The following is a 22493-nucleotide window of genomic DNA, read 5'->3' on the forward strand; positions in this document are numbered from 1 at the left end:
ATATTTTTGCAGTATGAGACCAGCTTACTTTTTCTCGCTGGACTTGCGGGCAATTTGGACAAGATCCGCCTGCAGTGCCTTGATATCATTCTTGGATTCTTTCAACTCCGCCTTCAAGCCCTTGAGTTGTTCATCCCGCTCGCTCACCCGGATCGTCAGCGCTGCATTTTCGCTGCCCAGCTTGGCGCTATGAGTCCGCTCTTTATCCAGCATCGACTGGATATCATTTACCGCCTTATCCCTGTCAGCCAGGAGCTGTCGCAGTTCGCTGATACACACTTCCAGCCGACTGATCTCACTCAGGGCTTCGTCGCGCTCGCTGGTGGCGGCGGTGATAGCCGCCTCCGCTTCTCGTTGAACGGTATCGACCGTCATCGATGCCAGTTTGCTGGCGGCGGTCCATACCTGTCCTACCGAGGTTTCAATGGCTTTCTTGAGTCCCGCGGGCATTTCCAGCGCAGCGGCCACGTCTGCCTTGCGCGCTTCCCGCCACTCACGCATGACCGGGGAGATGTGGGATAGGGACCCACCGCCCATACGCTCACGCACCTGGTCGTTGGTTGGGTTGTCGTTGCCCTCGGCGGCCAGGGCGTTAGCGGCAGCGGCGATCTTGTCTTTGATGTCCGGCTTTATCTTCATCTGACCCCCCATCTATCTGTATTGTATGTATGTAACATACATACAATACAGATAGAATGCAAACCCCCCACTGCCCTCCCCCGCTCCCCAAGCCGGTAGTGCCCACCTCTGGGTGAAGTACCGGTACTCGCCGGGTGGTCGCCGCGGTGCTCAACAGAATCTGCGGTGCATTGTCGTTGTCCCCACACGTATCAAGCCGCAGCAGGCGCCATTTATCGGCCACATACGCTTGGCTACCTAACGTCACAGACCACAGACAACGTAACAAACATTAAATTGACGAGCCCTGGCCCACCAGTCCATCGTTATCAGCACTTGGTGGCTACTCACAGTAGCGTCTAAGCAGCGGCCAGTCCGCATGTGTCTGTCGAGCTCAGGCTTGGCAGTTGTATCACCCCGTCGGGTAACTCACCGGCGGGTGATGTTGCTCGATGGTTTTCTTTCAGGAGATTTCCATGAGCAATATCGCAATGTACGTTGGAACGACCTACGGCCCTGGTGACCAGCCGATCCCGCGGTTCAACTGCCCCGTGATCATGGGTGGGGAGCTGGCCTATTTGGTGGGAGTCTGTGGTAACGCAGACCGTCGCCAGATTGTCAGGGACGCCGCTTCGGCGGCCGAACTGGCATCACGCTTCGAGGATAAAATCGAGTACCTCCAGTTTCAGACGCTACTCAGTTTTCCAAGAGGCAACCAGGTAAGAATGTTGGCGGTGAGGTTAGTCGATGCGTCCGAGGCCTTTGAGGTAGGTCCGGACGAGGATCACAAGGTCATACACATCGACTTGCCCCAATCGACGATGATCGAGGCCTCATAGCGTTGATCAGGAAACATCAAGGTTATGGAATTATCGCAATAGCGCGCTAGTACCTGTTCTCGTAGGTCATCCCTCTAAAAGGAGTCCCAGGGCTCCTTTTTCCTAACGCACTACGCACCAATGCGAAATCATCTGGCAATGCCGGCCCTCCATGCGCAGCGAAGGCTTTGGCAGCGCGCAGACCCCTGCCCTCCTTGGAATCACGAAAGCAGGAATCGCCTGTTTACACCCGGTCGTCAGGCAACCTCGCCACTACTCAGCAGACTTCCCGCGACGTAAAAAACATGAAATTGACACGATAGCGCTCAATCGCCATCGTTTGGGGTGCTTAGTGACTGCTCTCAGCAGTATTGAGCGGCGGAAATTTCCGCATGTCCCGTTGGGGTTTCGACCCCACGGGACGAGGCTCTGACGGATCACTCAACAAAGGAGATAGATCCATGTCGATGCACCATGTTACCCAAGAGGAGACCGCAGCCGAGGCGACAATGCCAGAACGGATCGTGCGCCACCTCGTGAAGGACGATCGCCGTTTTGGCATTCTGCCTAAATATGCTGGCAAACATTTCCTAGCCTTGGAATGCACCATTTTCAAAGTGATGGGAGAGTATTGCGAGCACTATAAGGGCGGCTTATGGACTATGTGGGAACTGTCCAATGGCAGTTTCTACATGAGCCCTCAATTATCGGACAGTGATGTGATCATGCGCTGCTCCGGTAATCATTATGAAGGCTCGATGTCCGCGGATGCCGCGGGGATTGTATCCTGCCTGGTCGCCTTCAACCGACTCACTTGGTCAACCCGTGACGAGCGCCTCTGCGATCTTTTCTATGGCCTGCGGGACTGGGCCATTCAGCATCCTGAANCTGTGTTTTTATGGGTCTTCCCCTATTCGGGTGGATCCATAGCCATTTCTCTGCTCTCCCCCTAAAATTCCAGGCTCCACATCCTCGGAGGGAGCCTGGTTAGCCAATGGATGAATTGTCACTTTACGAACGCATTCTTGGGCTGCGTGATCCTTGGGCTGTTGAAAATGTCGAACTGTCCGAGGATGGGGTAGTTCATGTGTATATCGAGTACGATCGGAATACCGAAACCCTCTGCCCTGCGTGCGGTTCGGCATGTCCTCGTTACGACACCCGTGATAAGCGTTGGCGACATCTGGACACTTGCCAGTTCCAGACCATTGTCCATGGCGCTGTGCCCCGGGCTCAATGCCATGAGCATGGCGTCTTACAGGTCGAAGTTCCTTGGGCGGAAAGGAACTCCCGATTTACGCTGCTGAGTCCAGGTGGCCTCGGCGAAGGTGAAGTTGGAGGCGCCCAAGGTGGCGACGAAGATCTGTGCCTGGCGGATCTCGCCGGTCATGGCATTGATCACCGGTACGGTGGAACCGCCGTAATCCACAAAGCACTTCTCGCCGGCCCGGTGGTGCTGACGCATCGAGCGCTTCTGTTTGCCCTGCCACCGCCGGAACCGATCGCAGAACTGGGAGTAGCTGTAACTGCGGTTGGGGTACTTCTGGGTGTACTCCTCCCACAGCAACTGCTTGGTCATATGGGGACGCTTGAGCTCCTGGTGGATGACCGGCCAGTCCGGCAATTGGTGGCGGCGCGAACTGCGGGCATCAGCGGCTGGGTAGAACAGGTTGGCGAGTTGGTTGTCATCCAGGTCGTCGGGCAGGGGCCAGCCGAGTTCCAGGGCTTGGGCCCGCGTGAGCAGCTTCTGGATGCCGCCGACGCTGAGCTTGGTGCTGCGACTGATCTCGCGGATAGACAGGCCGGCAAAGAGCCGGAGCCTGAGGACGTCTCGTATTTTACGCATTGCAGTTCTCTTGCCTGGCATGGCTGCCCCCAAAAAGCGTGGGAGCTTACCAAATCATTTAAAGATCAATGCGTTGAGAGGGATTCCGGTTGAACGTGAACACCCATTCCGGGATGGTGAACACCCATTCCGGAAATCTCCGAAAAGTGCTCACGTTCAACCCGGAATGGGTGTTCACGTTCGTCCAGAATAGGTGTTCACGATGGGCCGGAATATGCAATGAGCCCTCAATTATCGGACAGCGACGTGATCATGCGCTGCCCCGGTAATCAGTATGAAGGCTCGATGTCCGCGGATGCCGCGGGGATTGTATCCTGCCTGGTCGCCTTCAACCGACTCACCTGGTCAACCCGTGACGAGCGCCTCTGCGATCTTTTCTATGGCCTGCGGGACTGGGCCATTCAGCATCCTGAATGCCGGGAGATCCTGAGAGCCATCGACTAAGAGCCACTACCCTGCCCCGGTCTACCGGGGCAGTTTTTCTGCTGCTCCATGCACGAAATCATGCCTGCTTAAACGTAAAGAACATTAAATTGACGAGCCCAGCACAAACAGTATGCTGAATTGGCTTAGTGGCTGCTCTCAGCAGCATTGAGTGGCGGACTTATCCGCATTTCCCGTTGGGGTTTCTGACCCGGCGGGGTGAGGCTCTGGCGGATTGATCTATTTCAAAGGAGATTAATCATGTCAAATCATTTGAGTGTGTATGTTGTGACTGAGTTCGAAGCTGATGGCGAGAAACGGAAAAGCTATACCCGAGTGGGTAAGGTGTTTCCGCACGCCAAGGGCGAAGGTTTCAATATCCAGATTACTGAGGGCATCGCCGTCAGTGGTAATCTGGTGGCCTTCCCACCCAAGACCAAGGACGAGGTGAGCAACTTTTTTGACGAATAGTCAGAGCCGACAAGGGCCGTGAGCGGAAGCGAGCAGATTCCGCGCAGGGCATTGGGCTCGCGCACGAAGATGTTGGACATGACCTCATCGCCCCAGTCCTCGGGAATCTCCATCCAGTGCCGGTGCGCCGACTGCAGGAAACGCAGATAGCTCAGGTCGTGCACCCGGGAAATGGGGCCGGCGCCCCGATCAACCGGCTCGGAGATCTTCACCCCCAGCTCTCGCAGCCCCTCCAGCATATGCCCGGTGCGGTCCGGTACTTCCTGTGGCTGGCGCATCTGGCCGCGGGTGAAATAGGTCTTGGGAATGTGCTGGTCCTGGGCGGAATGGAAAAAGGCCTGCATCGCTTTATCTCTTCGCTGTGTGCAGCCAGTATAGAGAGCTGGTTGCGAAGGTCAAAAGTCGATCCCGCTACAATTGTACCGGCGGATTTCGGTGACTACGGCGAAGAAGTGCAGATCAGCGACTACCGGCTGTCAGGGTAGTGCCAGCTGCGACCACTTAATGAGACAAAGGAAGTACGCGATGGACAGTTTTACGCGCCGTTATCTTTACCTGCTCGGGGGTATCCTGGTTCTTGTCCTGGTGATCTGGCTGGCCGGGCGGGACGGGCGGGTAGGAGAGCTGAACGCGCAATTGGCTGCAGACCAATTGCTGGCGGAGTATCCCTACCCGTTTCGGCTGCTGGAGATCGAAAACAGGGTGGCAGTGATGAGCAGCCCTCGCTCGGCTCAAATGTCGGTAATGCATTTCTTGTACGCGGCCTTCCCCGAGCTACAGGGCAAGGACGTGCAGCATCCGGAGATGGTAGCGGCCCAGTCGCAGCTGGGGGACATGCAGTCCCGCGCCGCGGCTCTGGTACAAGCGAGCCCCGAGGTGGACGGGGTGCGCTGGCAGCTGGATGAGCGCTGGCTTGCCGAGCGGGACGTGATGCTGCAACCACGATGAGTTGCCGGTTCGCGGCGGCGCTGGAAGTAGACGGTGTTCGGAGCCGTCAGAATTCCACGCCGTCCGGCACCGAATAGCTGTCCAGCACGTCGATGTAGTTGGCGCGCGCGTAGTCGGCGGGATTCGGAGCGTGGCGGCAGCTCAGGCTGCCCCGCAGCTGGTTCACGGAGCTGTATTCCTTCTCCTCCAGCCAGCGCTGCATGTCGGCCAGCAGGGTTTCGATCAGTCCCGGCCCCTGCTGCAGCAGGGCGCTGCACAGGTGCACCACGTCGGCCCCGGCCAGCAGCGCCTTGAGCGCATCCGCGGCGGTGTGGAAGCCGCCGGTTACGGCTATGCCACAGTCCGTGTGGCCGTAGAGCATACCCGCCCAGCGCACCCGCAGCAGTGACTCGATGGAACTGGAGAGGTTCAGCGTCGGCACCATCGCCAGCGTGTCCAGGTCGATGTCCGGCTGGTAGAAGCGGTTGAACAGGCATACCCCCTGTACTCCGCCTTGCTCCAGCGTGCGGATGAAATCCAGCGGCGCGCTGAACTGGGAGGAGAGTTTCACCGCCACCGGGATGCTGACTTTCGGCAGCAGTGCCGCAACGATGTCGAGGTAGCGCTGCTCGACCGCGGCTCCGGTCTCACTGCTGTCGCCAGGCACGTAGTACACGTTCAGCTCCAGCGCATCGGCCCCTGCGTCCTGTATCGCCAGGGCGCACTCCAGCCAGCCGCCAGCGGTGACGCCGTTCAAGCTGGCAATTACCGGAATTTCCAAGTATAAGAAGAATAAACGCCCTTTTTGCCTGAGTCCAGCAGTAGTTAGCTGTCAGTGGCCCGCCTCATANGGTCCTTGTTTTAAAAATAACGCCGCAAGGCAACCTCCTGATGGGATACGTCCCATTGGGCGTACTCCGGGAGCTAGTTTTGAACGAGGTACGAAAAGATGGAAACCTTGCAACTGCAATATACGACGAAGGATGATGTGATCGACGCGGCTATCTGCTTCCTGGAAGAGAGGGCAAAAACCTATGATGGACAGCCCACTTTCACCGACCCGCGAGAGGCCAGGGTAGATGCACGTCTGCGCATTGCCGATCGGGACCGAGAGGTGTTTCTGGTGTACTTTTTAAACACCCAGCATGCACTGATCGCCGCGGAGGAGATGTTCTGGGGTACGATAGATGGCGCTGCTGTCTATCCCCGGGAAGTGGCCAAAACGGCCTTACAGCATAACGCTGCTGCTGTCATCTTTGCCCACAATCACCCCAGCGGGATCGTAGAGCCCAGCTCAGCCGACCGACACATCACGACTCGCCTGGTCGAGGCACTGCGATTGTTGGATATCCGAGTACTGGATCACATCATCGTATCCCACAAGGATACGATGTCCTTCGCCGAAATGGGCCTCTTGTAGGTCGAGCATATTGCTGCTTCACCCCATTCAGGGAGTCTTCGGATTCCCTTTTTTATGGGGCGCCAGGCACCCTCCTCACAACCGCAAATCCACCCCGTCCTTCGGCAGCACATACTTCAGGTCATACAACACGTGCTCCGCCCTGCCCCAACGCCGAATACCGGCCACACCGAGCTCACGAAACTCGCAGTGGGCCACGGCCAGCACAATCGCGTCGCAGGTGTCGGGCTGTGCCAGTATCTGGATGCCATACTCGGCAGCGGCTTCAATGGGGTCGTCCGGGAATACCTCTTTTTGCTAGATAACGTTCTTCGAAGAACGCTATAGTAGTTACATGATGCGTCCTACCCGACAGTCCAACGAATCGCGAAGATCCCGGCTAATCAGGCAACTGGCCCCGGCCATGCAGAATGTGCCTCGAGATCAGGTCCGCCAGGCCCCCTACGCCATTCGCGCCGACGTACCCAAGGCGCAGCATAAAGCGCTCATTGACCATGCTATTGAGCTTGCTGGTCCGCCAGGAGCGGTCATTGGCCGCAGCATTGCGACCCGGGATGGCCACGCGGTGGAAGTGCTTTTAGGGTGGGAGCGCCTGCAAGCCTACCTACATCAGGACGCCTTCCCCCGAGCTCAGGCCATACCCATGGGCGTACTTGAATGCAATGCCGCCGAGGCAGCCTTTTATGCCATCGAGTTCGCGGCGCAGGACCAGAAAGCTGCTGGGTTCATCAGCACTCCCCTTCTCTATGCGGCGGCGGCCCTCACGGCCAAGGAGCATTTTGGGAAACCGGGCCTGCCCTGGACAATCCAGACCCTCGCCAATGCGCTCTGTATCGCACGCCCGACGCTGTCCAATCGCCTTCGTCTGCTGAAAGGCCTGGCCCCCAAAACACGGGAACTGCTCCAGGCGGGACTGATCAAGCCGGAGTTTGCCAAGATCCTGCTGGCGGAGTCTTCCCCCGGCCGGCAGGAACGTCTGGCCACGCAGGCCGCGAAGGGCATGATGTCGAGTCGCGCTCTGTACCGCCTGGTACACCCCGATTACCAGCCGCCACAGACCGTGGCACAGCCGCGGGGCAGCAAACCGAACCCTTTGGGAGATGTGGGCCCGATGGAACGTGCGCTGTCGGAGCGATTCGGCACCCCAACCAGTATCGTACTGGACGCTGCCCGCCACACCGGCACGGTGGAGATGGACTTTCACAGCCTGTCGGAACTGAAGGGGCTCCTCGCAACATTGGAGCGCCAAGTACAGACGGACACGTTACTTCGGGGCCACCTGACCTTCCGCCTCGACAACACCCGGGAGGCCAACGCCATCCTGCTTGAGTTGGGTGCTAACACCGACCCCATGCTGGATTAATGCCATCAAGGCTGCCGCGACACACCCTGGCCATGTGCACACCACAAGCCCAGCCGAGAGAGCGCGCAAAAATGCAGATTTTTTAGTCTATTATTCTTATTTATCAATCACTTATCTTAAAATGGGAACCGTGCACATTCACAGTTTCAGGGCCGCGCGGATCGCCTCTTCAACCGCTTTAATCTGCCGCTCAGTCAGCTCAAAGAGATCCACTTTGTACTGGCCCTTGTTGCTTCGATGAGCGCCGATCACTGCCCGCTTCCGCCCCTGTACATCCACAATGTCCCACGCCTGCGGCGTACGCGACTTCTTGGGTTTTATGGCAGCACTGCGTAAGGCCTTCAGCAACGCCACCCCATCCTCGAATCGCGGTTGCTCCGCAAACTCCCTCACTATCTGCTTACGGGCTGTTGGCGCCAATGCCGCCAGCGCCTTCTGGATATCGAGCCCCGCCCGTAAACTGATGGCCACCGGAGACGCCACGAGTAGAACCACATCCTCGGGCAGCTCCGCCAATTTCAGGTATTTCCCCGCCAGAGTCCGGTCAACCCCCTCGATACCGGCTAAAACCTCCAGCGTCACCTGGGGCTGCTCGGCACGCAGCCTCGCAAAGTACATCGCCCGCTCCCAGGAGGAAATATCCTGCCGGTCGTCATTTTCGCTGTCAGCCAGCCGCTTGGCATCGGCATCCGTGATCTGATCGCAATACCAGGCTTTGAGTAGGCCACCACCCTCCCCTGCCTCTGCCAGCAATTCCGCCACGTACCGCCGCCGGGTGCCGTAAATGACCTCGTACTGTTGTTCACCAGCCGGCTTCTTAAGCTGCCGCACCAGTACGGGGTCCCGCTGCCCCTCTTCCCGGATCGACCGCAGCAGTTGCTGCACCGCATGGTCGTCGGGCGACAGCAGGGTCTGAATACGCTTGTTCAGGGGTGATGCCACACAGAGTTTGGGATCGATTTCGATCAGGTCGCACTCGACCTTGATCTTGGACACAGGCAAATCCAGATAGATGCGCTGCTGCCGCTTGCCACGGGTTGTCAGCGCCGGCGAGTTAATCGGCGAGGAGACCCGCTTTTGCGCGGCCGTCGTGGCCGCCACCTCCTCTGTCTCCGCCGGCGCGCTATCGAGTTGAGCGGAGAGTGAGCGAATACCAAATTTCTTCTTTTCAGTCATCAGTAGATCCCCTTCTCTTCTAGCACCGCCTTCTTGCTCGGCCAACGCGGATACACCACCCGCGCCAGAATCTCATCAAACACCGTCTGGAAATTAGCCATCGCCCGCTTGCGGGCTTCCCGATTCACGTTGGCATCCCCGGCGTTGACGTCAAAAACCGTACGCCGCATCAGCGATAAATTGCTAACCACCGCCTCGTGCTTCTTGATCACCGACTGCATGCAATCCACACCGAAGGTCTTGCGAATCTGGTCCAATACAAATTCACTACCCAGGGTTGCGGTCTTTTCCGAGGCGGAAAACCGGGTCGGCAGGAACAACATATCCGGCAGTACGATGTCATCACCAAAGTTGTTGTACAGGGTCTCGGATTGCTCCCGGTACAGATCACCAAAAGACAGCGTCGAAGCAAAATCCGTAATCTCGGTAGGCACCGGCACGATCACGGCATCGGACGCGAAAATGATATTGAGTGGCAACAACCCCAGGGACGGTGTCCCATCCATAATGACGATATCGAAATCCTCCTTGATTTCACTGATGGTGTCCTTGACCCGGTGAAACCAGTGCATCATTTTTGCCACCCGGTCGGTTTCAGAACGCGCCTCCATGATGGCATTGGACAGGGCATACTCCACGCCGGCCAGCTGCAGCGTGGAGGGGATGATTTTAAGATTGGGCAAATGGGTGTCACGAATGACATTTTTTGCCCAGCTGGCGGGGAAGCCTTCCTCTTCCAGAATGAACGGGCCCAGTGATTGCTCGTGGCAGGTTTCAAAATCCGGGAGGATGCCGCAGTTGTGGGTTAGTGAGGCCTGGGGATCCAGATCGACAAACAGCACTCGGTAGCCTAAGTTGGCGTAGTAGGAACCTGCATACCAGGAGGTCGTCGTCTTCCAGCAGCCGCCCTTGAAGTTGGTAAACGACATCACCATCGGGATTTCGTCGGGCTTGCGCCAAGGCCGGGTACCAAAATACTCCTGCATCCCCAGCACCTGCTCCAGGGTCGCGCCCAGGCGGCGGTGAGTTTTGGGGTCCAGGTCCGGGGGAGGGAGGCGGCCTTCTTTCTCGGCCATGTAGATGGTATTGGATTTGGCACCGACCAGCTCGACCAATTCCTCACCCTTGTAGCGCCTTGGCGGCATCTGGTCTTCTGCGATAGTCTTGATCCCACGGATCAGTTGATGACCGGTCTCCAGATACCGGCCCAGCTTATTGAAATTTTCCTGGCTGATCGGCATATTGATATTCTTCCCCTGGTGAAATCTGTCATTGTTATTCTAGAGCAAAAAATCAAGGAAAAATATCAATTCCACCTGCAACGTAACAAAAATGAATTCACGGCTTTCCTCTGATGCCTCAACGCATGCCGAAATCGTCCGATAAGTGGGCCAGAGGTCGTTTCACGGCCCATCACCCGTTAACGTAGGGCCACAATGGCGCTGAAACCGCAGGCCTGTGGATAAAAAGAGGGCGGGGCACCCGGCAAAAGCACAGTGAACCATGACATAAGCGCATTGAGCGGGGGAAAAGGACAGGGAACCATCACTAAAAGGACAGCAAACTCTGGGTAAGGACAGTGACACATCCCGTTAAAACAGTGAACGATCTGAAAGAACAGCGAATCATGGCGAGAAGGACAGGGAACAAAGCCAATTCGACAGTGAGACATCCCTTAAGGACAGCAAACTGTAGTAACAGGGCGCTATCACATTGATAATAAAGGCGTTTTTCCGCTATATTCAGGTATATTCACCTGATTTAAACTACTCACTACTATTGGTATGCTACTCACTAATGGGTCCAGTTGATATTTTCAGCAACTTAAGTGCGTGAAAATGTCAAATCAGCGCATTAGGAAGCAACGTAAGTAAATTTACCGTTGACACCCCGTGTTTTTATCAATAAATTGCCCTGAGATACATGGTTTTCTTCCTCAAAAGAATCCATACATGGCGGCTAAACCCCTTTATTACTGCGTCTCACCCCAAACATCAGCCCAGTTACCCCTGCTGATCAAGGACGCGTCGCTCAAATTCAAGCTCCGTGAATTCCTGATGGTGCTGATAGGTGCCTGTCAGGATGCACACGACCAGCGCCTCAGCCGGCAGGCCTTCATTGCGGCATTGGAAGCCGCAGGTCATGCCGCCAGTGCCGGGCTCATTGGCAAGCGCTTCAAGGAATTGGAGCAACTGGGTGTTCTAACAGAAGCCGATACTTATATCGCTGGCAAGGCCTGCCGCGTAATGGAACTGACCAGCCTACAGCCGGTCCTGGCTCACTTCGGCCAGAGTGAGCGCAAAACCTTGATCCCCTCACACCGGCCCCTAAAAAAGCAACTCTCACTGGCGATCGATCAGCTGGAGAGGGAAGGGAGCTACCTGTCCCTCTCGGAGGATGTGCCACCGAGGATCGAAAGCCTCTTTTGTATTCTCGACGCGGGTATGAAACTCTCCGGTCGTGATAAACGCAAGGACATCCAGTGCAAGTACCAGTTTTTTGAAAATGACTGGATTGAGATCCAGACGTCGACACAGACACGTGACGACAGTGACATCGCCTTCCTGTCTGATGAGCGCGCGATGCGCGCGCTGAACGGCATACTGCTGGATCAACTGGAATCACGCTTCGGCTCGCTAAACGACTTAAGCCTCCTGGATCTGGGTCTTAAAGACGAATACTTCTTTTTCGATCTGTATGAGCTGTGCCGCCGGATGGGACTGCGGCCTAATGATCAGAACCGCAGCATTGTGCGGGGCATGCTGGCTCGCTTGCGCGATACGGAATTCAAAGTGAACGCGAGCCAGTCGCCGTATTTTATGGACAACTTCACCTTCGGCGCGGAAACCGCCCATTACCGCTATATCACCGAGTTTTACGCGAAAAAAGACTACGATGACGATGGCGCCGGCAACCGCGTTGTCACCGCCGATCGCTTCTACATGGTTAAATTTCACACGGCGATCCTGGCCAACCTGGTCTCCGGTGGCCGCTCATTTATCAGCCATGATGGCCTGATGTCCGAACGATCCGGATTGGCGCATCGCCTGAATAATTGGGCCAAAGCGGTGATCGGTGTACGCCCTAAGCCCACCCGTAGGCCGTTCACCTACACGCTGGACGAATTCCGCGAGCGGGTGATCCCCTCGGCGCGGATGGATAATTTCGAGCGTGATTTTCTGAACCTCATCCAGCGCCAATGCCAGGAGGTCGATGAGCAGGGTCAGCCGCTGCACGAGGAAGCAACGCCGGGCTGGCGGCAGGATGGGCCCAATATCGGCTGGCTCTACGGTTATTACTACCAGGTGGAATGGAACGAGGAGAGGATCCGCGAGCATCGCCGGATGCGCCGTCTGCGCTCCAGATCCGCCAAGCTTTACCCCCTGATCACTATTTGGCGCGATATCCGCGATTATTATGTCGGTGACAACAGCGATCACAACAAAGCCCTGCGTCGCCAGGCGGCAGACATGCTGGTCTAGCGGCGATGGAGCTGGCCTGGACACCCTCGACCAACGCGCGGCTCACCCTAAAACAGTTGGGTCTGTCACAGGCGCAGATTACCCAGGCGGTTGATCACTATACGGGTCGGGAAGGCGAGAAGACCGACAGGGAATTTATGCGCTTTGCACGGTATCAGCTGACATCCTCGTTGCTGGACCAGCACCTACAGCAGACGGCCAGCATCCCCGTCAGCTGGCAGCCCGAAGAGGGTACCCGCCGCGAGCTTCGCTCGGCGGGTTACCAACCAGAGGCCATTGCCCACTACCGGGACCTGTTTGTCATCAACACCCGGGAGCAGGGCAGGGCACTGCGCTATCCCGACGCGGCGTTTTTGGCATTTTGTCGGCGCCGCCCGTCGGCCTTGGCGGGGCCGATGCCTAGTGATTGGATTCCTCGGCTGTCCACCGTTCAACAGCTTATCGACGCAGGGCGGTACCCGCCCGACTGGATCACGGCGCACATCGAGACCTTCATTCACCACCACCAGCACAAATGTTCCCCTGACTGGGATCAAACATTCCAGGCGTGGGTCACCCACCGGGCAAGGTGATTCGCGTGTGGCACCTGTTCCGCAACGGTCCAAAACAGCCTCCCGCAAGCGAACCCCCAGGTCGATGCACGGATGCGCTTGATCAGGCGCTGTCTGCGCTTTTACAGGCTGACGGCACACTCTCACGAGCCGACTTCACCACCCTGACGCTGCCCCTGTTAAAAAAAATGCATTCCGAGGCCGTGGACAGGGTAGGGGAGGGCACCGCCGATGCGGGCCTGGCTGATGTAATCATGAGGATGGCCGTAGCCTGTCGGCGGGCATGTGATACCCGGATGCCGCAGGGCCGTGCGGGATCCGATTACCGCCGCTACGAGACGGTCTACAACTACGCCTTGATCACCGCAATGGCGGTGGCCTGGCACATGGAGGCTGCCGGGTTGCCGCGGGGCGCTCACGAGCCACTGGCGTTATCTTTGATTCCCCCTGCAGGCCTGCAGCGTCTGCAAGCCGATCCCATGGTCTGGAACGACTGGCTGGCCTTTTTTACGGACGGCGACGACGGTGGCCTGCGGCGCCTGGCAGGCCGTGAGTGGACCATGGGCGACAAAGCAGGAGCGGGCAGGGCAGATAACCGCGAGTCGCATCAGCCCGTCAACGCTGTCCTACCAGGGCCACCACCCTGCGCCCAGTCCGTTCAACCGCTCGGAAACGAGACAGTCGATAGCCAGTGCATCACGCCCCATAAAAACCAGTGGGCGGGGCCCCTGGCCGCGGGCTGGCAGCTGGTCGATACCATCCGCGATGGCCTGCGTGATGGCTCCTTGGCCTTCAACGGCAAGGCCGACTGGGTGCAGGTGGACCGGGAGGGACGTACCTTCCTGCAGGTACCGGAGGTCTTCGAGTGGTGTCAGCACCGACTGGGTGGCGATGATACCGCCAAAACCCTGATCAACCGCTTCGGTCGATTGAATATCTGCACCAAAACGCGGCAGGGCGAAAATATCCTGCGGGGCGGCCGCCGCAACCAGAAACAGTATCAGCGAGGCTTCGTCGTAGAGGACCCGGCGATCTTCTGGGAGGGTAATGCCCCTGCGGATCACTTCTATATCAAACGCCTGACACAGCATGGGTTCGGGACATCCTGAGAGATGCCGGCCGATAGCACGGCGTGACAACGGCCGTTGCCTGTTCTATAGTTAACTATTATTATCTCTGTTAGAGGTAGTTAGTCATGTTAACCGAAGCCGATCGCAGCACACTGGCCCGGGCCGGTATTACCGATATCGACCGCCTGGCCGCCGCCGCCGCGGCATTTTTGCGCGCGCATCCCATCTATGAGACGGCGCCAGTCATCAACGCCTTGTCCCAAACCGAGGAGACCTTCCTCCGTGACGCGGGTGCCCGGGGTGTCGGCACCTGGTCGGAAGGCGCCGCCGCCGACAACGTCGCGGTGATCGCCGGAGAATTTGCTCAGATGGTTACCACGGCATTGAGCCAAAAGGCCGTGGCGGACCTGCTGGGGGTCGGCACCAGCCGCATTCGTCAGAAGCTCGAAGCCGCTGAGCTCTACGCCATACGCTCGACGGGCGGGCGGGTGTGTCCGGCGTTTCAGTTCGGGCCGACCGGCGCGCTACCGGGCTTGGAGGCCGTTCTGAGGGCCCTGCGCCCCGAGGTGCACCCGGTGGCGGTTCAGCGCTTTTTTAGGAACGTCCACCCGGATCTCGAATCCGAGACCCTGAACCGCGCCCTGAGCCCGCAGGAATGGCTACTGACCGGCCACCCGGTTGCCGCCGTCGTGGCCCTTGCCAGCGACGTCTGATGCCCAAGTTCCCTGAACCGCCGGGCCTTGCGGCCCTGCGGGCAATCACGCCCGTCCTGCACACGGTGGCGGCCGGTGTCACGGTAACCCGCCTGTGCTTTGCCGGCGGTGATCACCCGAGCTCCTGGGATCGATTTCGTTACTTTGGCCCCACCAACAGCCGCTTCGACCACCAGCTGCCGGACGGGCAGGGCAGGGCGTACGTGCAGGACCGGGGCATCATGTACCTGGCCGCCGGCCCGGAAGCGATTCCGACCTGCCTGGCCGAAGTCTTCCAGGCGACCCGCCTGATTGACCGTCATGCCCGGGATCCGGTGCTGGCTGGTTTCGCGCTCGCAACCGACCTGACCCTGCTCGATCTGACCGGACCCTTTGCTACCGCCATGGGCGCCTCGATGGCCCTGCATGCGGGGCCTCGCCCGCGCGCGCGGCGTTGGGCGCAGCAACTTTATGACGCCTACCCGAACATTGACGGCCTGCTGTACTGCGCCTCCATGTACGGCAATGCACCCGCTATCGCGTTATTCGAGCGCGGGGCGCGGGCCATTCCAGCACGCCCGGTCTTTCATCGAGAGCTCCGGGATGCCGTGATGGCCAATATCCTCACCCAAACCGGCCGGCTGATCGGTTACGAGGTGGTCTGACCGCAGGGCGGCTGGACGTGGCGGCAGGATCAACACGCTTCAGGGCCAGGATTTGAAGGCACCCGTTGTCACTTCCGTGAGCATTCCTCTCTTGCTGGCGTCACTACGAGCAGTGGAGCGCAGCGGAAGTGGTGTAGTGACGCCAGCCCGCTGGCGTGGGCGAGCCCGGTAACCACTGGGCTCGCGCGGGCGCCACACGCCCGCCTTGCTGGTGACACGCTAGTGACGTAAAGAACTTGAATATTGACCCCAAGCCACCCCGCACGGCCTAATGGCTGTGCTTAGTGGCTGTTGCCAACAGCATATAAGCACGCGGGCTACGCCCGCATGGCTGGTAAACCAGCAAGTGGTATCGGCGCCCAGCGGCGATATCCAGGTCGGCGACGCCGACGCAAACCCAGGGGGTTGAAGCGAACTCCCTCTGGGGGCGCGCTTCACCATTCGTTGTAATCAGTGAATGCAGAGGAGGTGTCATCGACGATAACAGCAACACGGTCTGCTGCGCCGCAAGGCAGCATAAGTCCGCTGTCCAGGGACATGTCCCGGACCGCTAGACGGTTGGCGATTCCCCACAGGGTATGCCGTCGTCGCCTGGGGATGCCAGGCACATAGAAAACGCTTTCGGCTCGTTTCCTGCTTCGCAGGATCACATAGCGCTACGGCCTGTGTGAGAGCACGAAAACTTACCAAACGGAGTCAGTACTAATAACGACCCGGTTTGGACAGCGGAACAGACCGGCGTCTGTCAGTCGCAGCATCGCGGCGTATCGGTGCACGGTGGGTACGAACACGCGGTAATGGCATCAGGAGACTGTGTCCGGAGGAGGGCAGTGCGCGACCTAGACTACAGCTTGCAGCAGATGGTGAAGCAGTCCCGTGAAGGCTCCTTTGGCACCCGGGCAGCGCGCCAGGCGATTCTGCTGCAGGCCGCCAAGACCCTGCACGAGCTGGGCTACCGCAAGATGCGGCCTGAGAGCATCAAACCCAAACACGTGCAGGCCTTGGTGGAGCACTGGAAGGAACAGAAGCTGACGCCCGGCACCATCAAGAATCGGCTGTCACAGGTGCGCTGGTGGGCGGGGCAGGTGCAGAAGCCGGCTGTCGTCGCCAGGGACAACGACCACTATGGTATCGACCGCCGACGCTATGTGACGGGCGAGGATAAGTCCAAATCACTGGACAGTGAAAAATTGGGCCGGGTCCGGGATGAGCACACGAAGTTGTCGTTGCAACTGCAGGCGGCCTTTGGGCTGCGCCGCGAGGAGTCGATCAAGTTTTCGCCAGTCTACGCGGATCGGGGAGACCGGATCGTACTCAAGGCCTCCTGGACCAAAGGCGGCAAAAGCCGGGAAATCCCCATCACAAACGCTCAACAGCGGGAACTGCTTAACCAGGCCCGGCGCATAGCCGGCCTGGGCTCACTGATTCCCGTCAATAAAAATTACATCCAGCAACTGAGAACCTATGAGCGCTCGAGCATGCGAGCGGGTCTGGATAAAAACCACGGTTTGCGCCATGCCTACGCCCAGCGCCGCTACGAGGAGCTTACCGGCTGGAAATGCCCGGCTGCGGGGGGGCCGAACCGCAGGGCATTGAGTGGCGATCAACGTAACCTCGACAAGGCAGCCAGAGAACAGATCTCCAGGGCGCTGGGCCATGAGCGCCTGGCCATCGTGGCCGTCTATTGCGGCTGAACAATCACCATCGGCATGATTGGATTGCATGCCGTTCAAGAGCGGTTACACTGGGGCGCTTGGCTCTTTGGACACCCGTTTCATGCTCACGCGACATGAACACCTCGCTGTTAATACCCACAATGTCGGCAAGCACAGTCTGAGCATATCAGACCGCTGTATGCCCTGTGTGGTCCACGTCGAGATCGCTCGGGCCTGTAGCGCCAAGCTGGGTCAGTAATGCGATGTTGACTGAGCGCCTTTCCACGGGCATCTGCTCCGGTTAACCGAGACCCATGCTTCGTTTAAAAAAACGCGCACTCATCCGCTGCCTGAACCAGGTCGCGATCGTGCTGTTGAGCCCGTTGGTGCTGCTCGGCAATGCGGCTGCCGATGTCCGGTTTGTTGGGGGCGATAGCGAAGTCAGGGGCCGGCTGATTGAGCTGGTCAGCACACGGTGGCCGGGTGATGAGCTCGCCGCGATCGATCTCACCATCACGATTGGCGCCAATGCATTGGACGATTACTGTTCAGTGGGCGAATCGATGGGTCCCGTGCTGGCGATTCACCTGTATGCCTCTCACTACCGGCAAAGCACAGCAAACTGCCGAGTGCCGATAGCGGCCATTCCGGCCGATCCACCCCTAACCTACCAAATACAGTTGTCACAGGCCCTGTTTCCGAGAAGCCGCACGGCGATGCTAGTGCGTAGCGACGCAACGCCCCTAAGCGAACAGGCCGTAGACACCCCCTTATCAATACCGTCGGTTGGCGTTGCCAAGGGCTTGGGACGACTGGTCAAAGAGGGTCGATGGGACGTTTTCCTACTGCCCGTTGATCACGAGGTCTTCTCCGGTGCCGACTATCGGTTGGTCATCGAGACGCTGTTTAGACACCGCAAGCCAACCATCGTGTCGATCAACTCACTGCTCAGTGTGGGTGCGATCGCGGCTACGTTTTACTCGCAGAGTCAGCTCGACCACGCGCTGCTCCTGACCCTAGAGCGTTACCTCTCGGACGGGGTGCTCGAAGCAACGACTCCCGAGCGGGTCAATGTCACCGTTAACCGAACAGTACTCAGAAACCTGTACGGACGGACTATCACCGCAGAGGAGCTGCGGGCACTGGAAAACGAGGTCAACGGTGGTTAAGCGAAAACTTAAACTGTCGCTGTTCGTGATCACACTGCTGCCGTCACTGGCGGGTGTCATGCTGATCAGTGCCATCTCGTGGCGACTGTTTGACCCCGCGGTCGAGCGATCATCGGAAGTGGCCCTGCAGATGATGGAGGATATGATCAGGACCACGGGGAGTGAATCCCTGCGCTATCCACTGGCCATTGGCGATGAGGCAGGTGTGCAGCGACTCGCTGCCGCGATGGCAAGCAACCAGCTGGTATTTGCCATTCAGGTGGCGGATTCCGAGGGGAGACTCCTCGCGAGAGAACAAAATCCTAGCCTGCCTATTGCTGACGGAGTGCGCATTCTTGAATACCGCGAAGATCTCTACATCGAAGCGATGGATATAGACGAGGTGCGCGGCGATGACAGCACCCCAGGCATCTATGTGGGTCAGGTGTTGTACCAGCTATCGCCCCATGTCTTGGCGATGGAAAAAGAAAGGCTGGTGAGTGAATACCGGGTATTGATCGGTGTGTTCCTCGCGCTGGGCCTGGCACTCATCTTCGGCGCGACACGCATATTGTGGCGCTCGGTGGGCACCATTAAACACGGCCTCGGAAAAATAGCCGATGGCGAAAGTGGCGTCATTGTCGAGGACGATTCCTTTGTGGCGGAATTCAGCCTGATATCCCGTGGGGTCAATCACTTGTCGGACAAGATTGATCTGGCCAGGGTCAAGCAAGAGAAGGCGATGCTAGACCTGGAAATGGCGGCGGCACGAGCCCAGCAATCCGACCGCGATACGCGCGCATTCTATGAGATGGCGACACGTGAAATTGCCGAGCCCGTGATGCGGGTCGTGGAGCTGCTCACGTTACACAAGGAAGCCGATTCCACACCGGTGTCCCTGGATGTGGTGCTGGATAACGCGGAACGGGTCAAGCTGTCTGTGCTGGCCATGTTGGGAAAACTCAATGATGACCGGGATACCCTCGCGGATATCGAGGGCGACTTGGTGGAGTACTTCTACAGGTTCGAAAAGCGCTTCCGACCACGCTGCGAGGTCAGAAAATTGGCCTTTGTGGTGGATGCCAAGGGTGAACCCTGTCGCAGTACCTATAAGTTTGATATCCGGACGCTGGATATCGTGCTGGAGAAGCTGCTCGATAACGCGCTGCAATATACCCCCGAGGGTGAAATCAGGGTCAACTGGCAGATTGAGGAGGATGCTGTACGTCAGCAGCTGCTGGTCTCTGTCAGAGACAACGGGATAGGGATTGCCGAAGACGATCAAGAGCGGGTTTTTGAACGCTACACCCGCGGCGAAACGCCAGACGGCGGCGGGACGGGAAGCGGCCTTGGTCTGTATATCGCCAGGGAACTCCTTAAACGACAAGGCGGAACCCTGACCGTCCGCAGCCAGCGCGGGGTGGGTAGCGAATTCACCCTAACGCTGCCCGTGGTGGCCGGTGCCGAAGCCGCGGTTGAACAGCTCGATCTCAGCGGCAAAACCGCGCTGCTGGTCGGGACGACCACACGGGATACCCGAGTGATCGAAGGCCTGTTGACGTCCTGGAACATGCTGTGTCTGTGTGCCGATACGGCCATTGAAGCCCTGGCCCTGCAGGCAGAGCACGCGGTCGATATTGTCATTCTCGATGAGTGGGTGGACGACATCGATGTTGACAATTTTGCCACCGAATCAAAGAAATGGCGGCCTGAGGTGTTGGTAGGACTCCTCACCGAGGAAGCCGACCAGCCCACGTCCGGTTATTGGATGCTGGCAAAACCTGTCGCCAAAAAGGACCTGTTCAACCTGGTAAGAAAGGTAACCGTGGCACGCGTCGCGGGGGTTGAGTACGGCTTGTTGGATAAGCTGGGCGCTCGATCGGACCCCAACCGCGACTAAAAGAAGGAGGCTTTGACGGTCAAAAAGATCCGGTCCCGGCCTTCTACCAGGGCGATATTGGGGTTCACCGCGGACAGTTCCGTAAAGGCGTGGATGCCGGCTGGGTAATGTCGGTAGTTTAACTGCACATCGAGATCCCCATGGGACCACGCGATGCGGTGAGACAGTGTCGCGTCGAATCGATCGTAGGATCCGTCCGCAATCTCCGAGGCCCCGTAATAGACGGCCGACAGGTCAGTATCCCGATTTAATGGCACAATGCCCCACAGCGAGCCGGAGTGGGTGGGCCGTAGCGTGGCTTCAAAGGGAGTATCCGTCTCGGCATCCAGGTAGAGATACGATGCGCCCCATTCAAAGCCCCGGTCGGTCTGGTGGCGAATGCCGACCTCAAATCCCTGATTGCGCAACTGGCCGTTGTTGGAGAGTCGGAAGTCGACGTAGTTGAAGGGTTCCGAAATCAGTTGGCTGTAGTCCTCGTAGAAAATCTTCACATCGGCTTGGAGCTGATTGAAGCGGCTGACCGTGATACCCAGCTCCGTTGTTGCCAATTCCTCGGGTTTTAGGTTCTCCGGCGACAGGGCTCTGCGCGTCAGATACCCCGCCTGTCTGCCAAGATGATCAACCTCACCGGCATCGTAGGTGACGAAGTAACGCCAGTCTCGATCAGTCTCGTAGACATCCGGCAAGCGTTCGGATGTTGAGTGCATCAGTCGCAGCACAACGTCCTGTTGGAGCTGATAGTTGGCGGCCAGCCGATAGGACCAGGCCGCCGAGACATCGGTATTGCTGGCCGTCTCAACGGCCAGGGTGCCGTTGAACACCCACCGGGGGGCTGGCGTGTAACGCAGCGTATCGTAGAGCTGCACAGAGTGCTGATCCACGCTGCCACCGAGGTAGGTCTCGGCGGTAATATCGTTGAGGGTATAGGACACGCCGAAGGAGTTTTTCAGTGAGTCGGTAAGCTGGGAGACCACGTGGGTATTCAGTTCGTAACGTGATTCGTCCAGATCCTGATCCGTGATACCGCATCGCGGTTGCAGCAGGGACAGCCCCCAGCTCTGTAGATAGGGACCCAGCGCATCGATCTTGGCCTGCTCTGCCGCGGTCGGTGTCTGCACGATCGACCCATCCAGGCGCAAATCCCCGGTAATCATGGCAGCAATAACGGCCCCGCTGTCAGAGACGGAAAAATTCACGGAGGGCAGTGCATCAATGTCGGCCACTCGGGGGTCGAAGGTGAAGTTATTGCCACACAGGCTGATGGCCTGGTCGCGGGAAAAGGTACTCGCGTTGAAGCCGAAGACCACTTCATGGGACGCACCCGCGGTATGTACGATCCCATGCACCTTGGTGGATAAGAATCCTGCGGTTTCCTCGGCGTCCGGTGAAATCCGGAACTGGCTTAACGCGAGATCCACGAAGGCGTCGTCGGCTTGCAGCTGGTCAAAGCCCGGGAGCTGATAACTGGAGTCGGCATAGGCGCCGGCGATATCCAGCAGCCAGGTGTCGTTGAGACGCTGCTCGAGGTTCACCATGATGGAGTCGGTAGACACATCGTTATTGTAGGGCCCGAGCTGCCCCTGTGCGCCATCAAAACCCCCGTTAGACCGGTGAAAATAACGCAGGCCCATTTGAGTGTCGCCCATCAGCCAGCCACCGTGGACAAACACGTCGCGCGTATCCGCGTCGCCGACCCGGGCGGATGCGGACATGCCACGGGTCGCAATGGTGTCCTGGATCAAGTTAACGGTGGAGGTCATGGAATTGGTGCCGTACTCGGGACTGGTGCCACGAATAACCTCGATGTAATTCAGATCCTGCAGGTCGATGGGCAGTCGGTACCAGTGTGCGCCCGCGTAGCCGGGACGGTGCAGGCGGTTGGAGTTATAGAGTATCTCGCTGCGCCTGGGGACATTCACATTGGCCCCATGGTAGCCAACGGAGACGTCCGAGCCGTGGGTCTCACTGGCGGTCATGCCCGGGACAAGGCGAAGGGCGTCCACCAACTCGGTAATACCCAGCTTGCGCAGGGTAACGCTATCCAGCGAGGTCACCGCATTGGGTGAGTCGAGAAACGAGGAGGCCATGCGGGCGGGGGAGACATACATGACCCGCTCCACCGGATCATACTCGCTGGCAATAGCGGTTGTTGCCAGCTCGATATCCTCGGCAAGCGCTCCAGCGGTGGCGGCAATACTCAAGGTGGTGGTGAGCCAGGACGTCATCGATGGGGGTACTGTTTTCATGAGTCGTCCCTGTCTCGGTAGC

At 58.3% G+C, this 22493-nt stretch carries 20 protein-coding genes and 2 pseudogenes; 15 read left to right on the plus strand and 7 right to left on the minus strand.

Annotated features, from left to right (window positions below; translation table 11 throughout):
- Nucleotides 1-24: 24 nt before the first annotated feature.
- Nucleotides 25-639, minus strand: coding sequence for a DNA-binding protein (locus tag Q6D67_RS16195; protein WP_304706711.1), 615 nt, complete (start codon nucleotides 637-639; stop codon nucleotides 25-27).
- 455 nt (nucleotides 640-1094) lie between these two features.
- Between Q6D67_RS16195 and Q6D67_RS16200 the strand changes: the two genes are divergently transcribed.
- The 3 genes and pseudogenes from Q6D67_RS16200 to Q6D67_RS21840 form a co-directional block, all read left to right on the plus strand.
- On the plus strand, nucleotides 1095-1457 hold the full coding sequence (locus Q6D67_RS16200) for a hypothetical protein (protein WP_304706712.1): 363 nt from the start codon (nucleotides 1095-1097) through the stop codon (nucleotides 1455-1457).
- A gap of 440 nt (nucleotides 1458-1897) precedes the next feature.
- Nucleotides 1898-2389, plus strand: coding sequence for an antirestriction protein (locus Q6D67_RS16205; protein ID WP_304706713.1), 492 nt, complete (start codon nucleotides 1898-1900; stop codon nucleotides 2387-2389).
- A 41-nt stretch (nucleotides 2390-2430) separates the two neighbouring features.
- Nucleotides 2431-2673: pseudogene (locus Q6D67_RS21840) on the plus strand (transposase family protein); the annotation flags it as partial.
- A gap of 24 nt (nucleotides 2674-2697) precedes the next feature.
- On the opposite strand, the pseudogene Q6D67_RS16210 reads toward Q6D67_RS21840, so the two are convergent.
- Nucleotides 2698-3303 (minus strand): annotated as a pseudogene (locus Q6D67_RS16210) (IS21 family transposase); the annotation flags it as partial.
- A gap of 168 nt (nucleotides 3304-3471) precedes the next feature.
- On the opposite strand from Q6D67_RS16210, the gene Q6D67_RS16215 reads away from it, so the two are divergent.
- Complete coding sequence (locus Q6D67_RS16215; protein ID WP_304706762.1) at nucleotides 3472-3726, plus strand: antirestriction protein; 255 nt, start codon at nucleotides 3472-3474, stop codon at nucleotides 3724-3726.
- 305 nt (nucleotides 3727-4031) lie between these two features.
- Here Q6D67_RS16215 and Q6D67_RS16220 read toward each other — a convergent pair whose 3' ends face one another.
- Nucleotides 4032-4520, minus strand: a complete 489-nt coding sequence (locus tag Q6D67_RS16220; protein WP_304706714.1) for a hypothetical protein — start codon at nucleotides 4518-4520, stop codon at nucleotides 4032-4034.
- Nucleotides 4521-4701: 181 nt separating this feature from the next.
- On the opposite strand from Q6D67_RS16220, the gene Q6D67_RS16225 reads away from it, so the two are divergent.
- The gene (locus tag Q6D67_RS16225; protein WP_304706715.1) at nucleotides 4702-5124 is read left to right on the plus strand and encodes a hypothetical protein; all 423 of its coding nucleotides are present in this window, start codon (nucleotides 4702-4704) and stop codon (nucleotides 5122-5124) included.
- A 46-nt stretch (nucleotides 5125-5170) separates the two neighbouring features.
- Here Q6D67_RS16225 and Q6D67_RS16230 read toward each other — a convergent pair whose 3' ends face one another.
- A complete protein-coding gene (locus Q6D67_RS16230; protein ID WP_304706716.1) occupies nucleotides 5171-5884 on the minus strand; it encodes a hypothetical protein in 714 nt (237 codons plus the stop codon).
- 168 nt (nucleotides 5885-6052) lie between these two features.
- Here Q6D67_RS16230 and Q6D67_RS16235 point away from each other — a divergent pair, with 168 nt between their 5' ends.
- Both Q6D67_RS16235 and Q6D67_RS16240 read left to right on the plus strand, forming a co-directional pair.
- On the plus strand, nucleotides 6053-6523 hold the full coding sequence (locus Q6D67_RS16235) for a RadC family protein (RefSeq protein WP_304706717.1): 471 nt from the start codon (nucleotides 6053-6055) through the stop codon (nucleotides 6521-6523).
- A gap of 403 nt (nucleotides 6524-6926) precedes the next feature.
- On the plus strand, nucleotides 6927-7886 hold the full coding sequence (locus Q6D67_RS16240; protein ID WP_304706718.1) for a hypothetical protein: 960 nt from the start codon (nucleotides 6927-6929) through the stop codon (nucleotides 7884-7886).
- 138 nt (nucleotides 7887-8024) lie between these two features.
- On the opposite strand, the gene Q6D67_RS16245 is transcribed toward Q6D67_RS16240, so the two are convergent.
- Together Q6D67_RS16245 and Q6D67_RS16250 are read right to left on the minus strand one after the other, a co-directional pair.
- A complete protein-coding gene (locus Q6D67_RS16245) occupies nucleotides 8025-9107 on the minus strand; it encodes a ParB/RepB/Spo0J family partition protein (protein ID WP_304706719.1) in 1083 nt (360 codons plus the stop codon).
- Nucleotides 9062-10303 (minus strand): AAA family ATPase, encoded by a 1242-nt coding sequence (locus Q6D67_RS16250; protein ID WP_304706720.1) that lies wholly within the window; start codon nucleotides 10301-10303, stop codon nucleotides 9062-9064. Before Q6D67_RS16250 ends, Q6D67_RS16245 begins: the two co-directional genes overlap by 46 nt.
- Before the next feature lie 711 nt (nucleotides 10304-11014).
- Here Q6D67_RS16250 and Q6D67_RS16255 point away from each other — a divergent pair.
- From Q6D67_RS16255 to Q6D67_RS16290, 8 genes are all read left to right on the plus strand, one after another.
- Nucleotides 11015-12544 (plus strand): hypothetical protein, encoded by a 1530-nt coding sequence (locus tag Q6D67_RS16255; RefSeq protein WP_304706721.1) that lies wholly within the window; start codon nucleotides 11015-11017, stop codon nucleotides 12542-12544.
- A gap of 5 nt (nucleotides 12545-12549) precedes the next feature.
- Nucleotides 12550-13116, plus strand: a complete 567-nt coding sequence (locus Q6D67_RS16260) for a DnaT-like ssDNA-binding domain-containing protein (RefSeq protein ID WP_304706722.1) — start codon at nucleotides 12550-12552, stop codon at nucleotides 13114-13116.
- Nucleotides 13117-13121: 5 nt separating this feature from the next.
- Entirely contained in the window at nucleotides 13122-14204 is a 1083-nt protein-coding gene (locus Q6D67_RS16265) for a hypothetical protein (RefSeq protein ID WP_304706723.1), read from the plus strand.
- Nucleotides 14205-14290: 86 nt separating this feature from the next.
- A complete protein-coding gene (locus Q6D67_RS16270; protein ID WP_304706724.1) occupies nucleotides 14291-14878 on the plus strand; it encodes a hypothetical protein in 588 nt (195 codons plus the stop codon).
- Nucleotides 14878-15522, plus strand: coding sequence for a hypothetical protein (locus Q6D67_RS16275; RefSeq protein WP_304706725.1), 645 nt, complete (start codon nucleotides 14878-14880; stop codon nucleotides 15520-15522). The genes Q6D67_RS16270 and Q6D67_RS16275 overlap by 1 nt, the downstream gene beginning before the upstream one ends.
- 830 nt (nucleotides 15523-16352) lie before the next feature.
- Nucleotides 16353-17216 (plus strand): phage integrase N-terminal domain-containing protein, encoded by an 864-nt coding sequence (locus Q6D67_RS16280; protein WP_304706726.1) that lies wholly within the window; start codon nucleotides 16353-16355, stop codon nucleotides 17214-17216.
- A gap of 275 nt (nucleotides 17217-17491) precedes the next feature.
- Nucleotides 17492-18346, plus strand: coding sequence for a hypothetical protein (locus Q6D67_RS16285; protein ID WP_304706727.1), 855 nt, complete (start codon nucleotides 17492-17494; stop codon nucleotides 18344-18346).
- The gene (locus Q6D67_RS16290; protein WP_304706728.1) at nucleotides 18249-20225 is read left to right on the plus strand and encodes an ATP-binding protein; all 1977 of its coding nucleotides are present in this window, start codon (nucleotides 18249-18251) and stop codon (nucleotides 20223-20225) included. Before Q6D67_RS16285 ends, Q6D67_RS16290 begins: the two co-directional genes overlap by 98 nt.
- Here Q6D67_RS16290 and Q6D67_RS16295 read toward each other — a convergent pair.
- Nucleotides 20222-22471, minus strand: coding sequence for a TonB-dependent siderophore receptor (locus Q6D67_RS16295; RefSeq protein ID WP_304706729.1), 2250 nt, complete (start codon nucleotides 22469-22471; stop codon nucleotides 20222-20224). The genes Q6D67_RS16290 and Q6D67_RS16295 overlap by 4 nt on opposite strands.
- Nucleotides 22472-22493: the final 22 nt, after the last annotated feature.

It is taken from the genome of Haliea sp. E1-2-M8 (assembly GCF_030649675.1).
Taxonomy (GTDB): domain Bacteria; phylum Pseudomonadota; class Gammaproteobacteria; order Pseudomonadales; family Halieaceae; genus Haliea.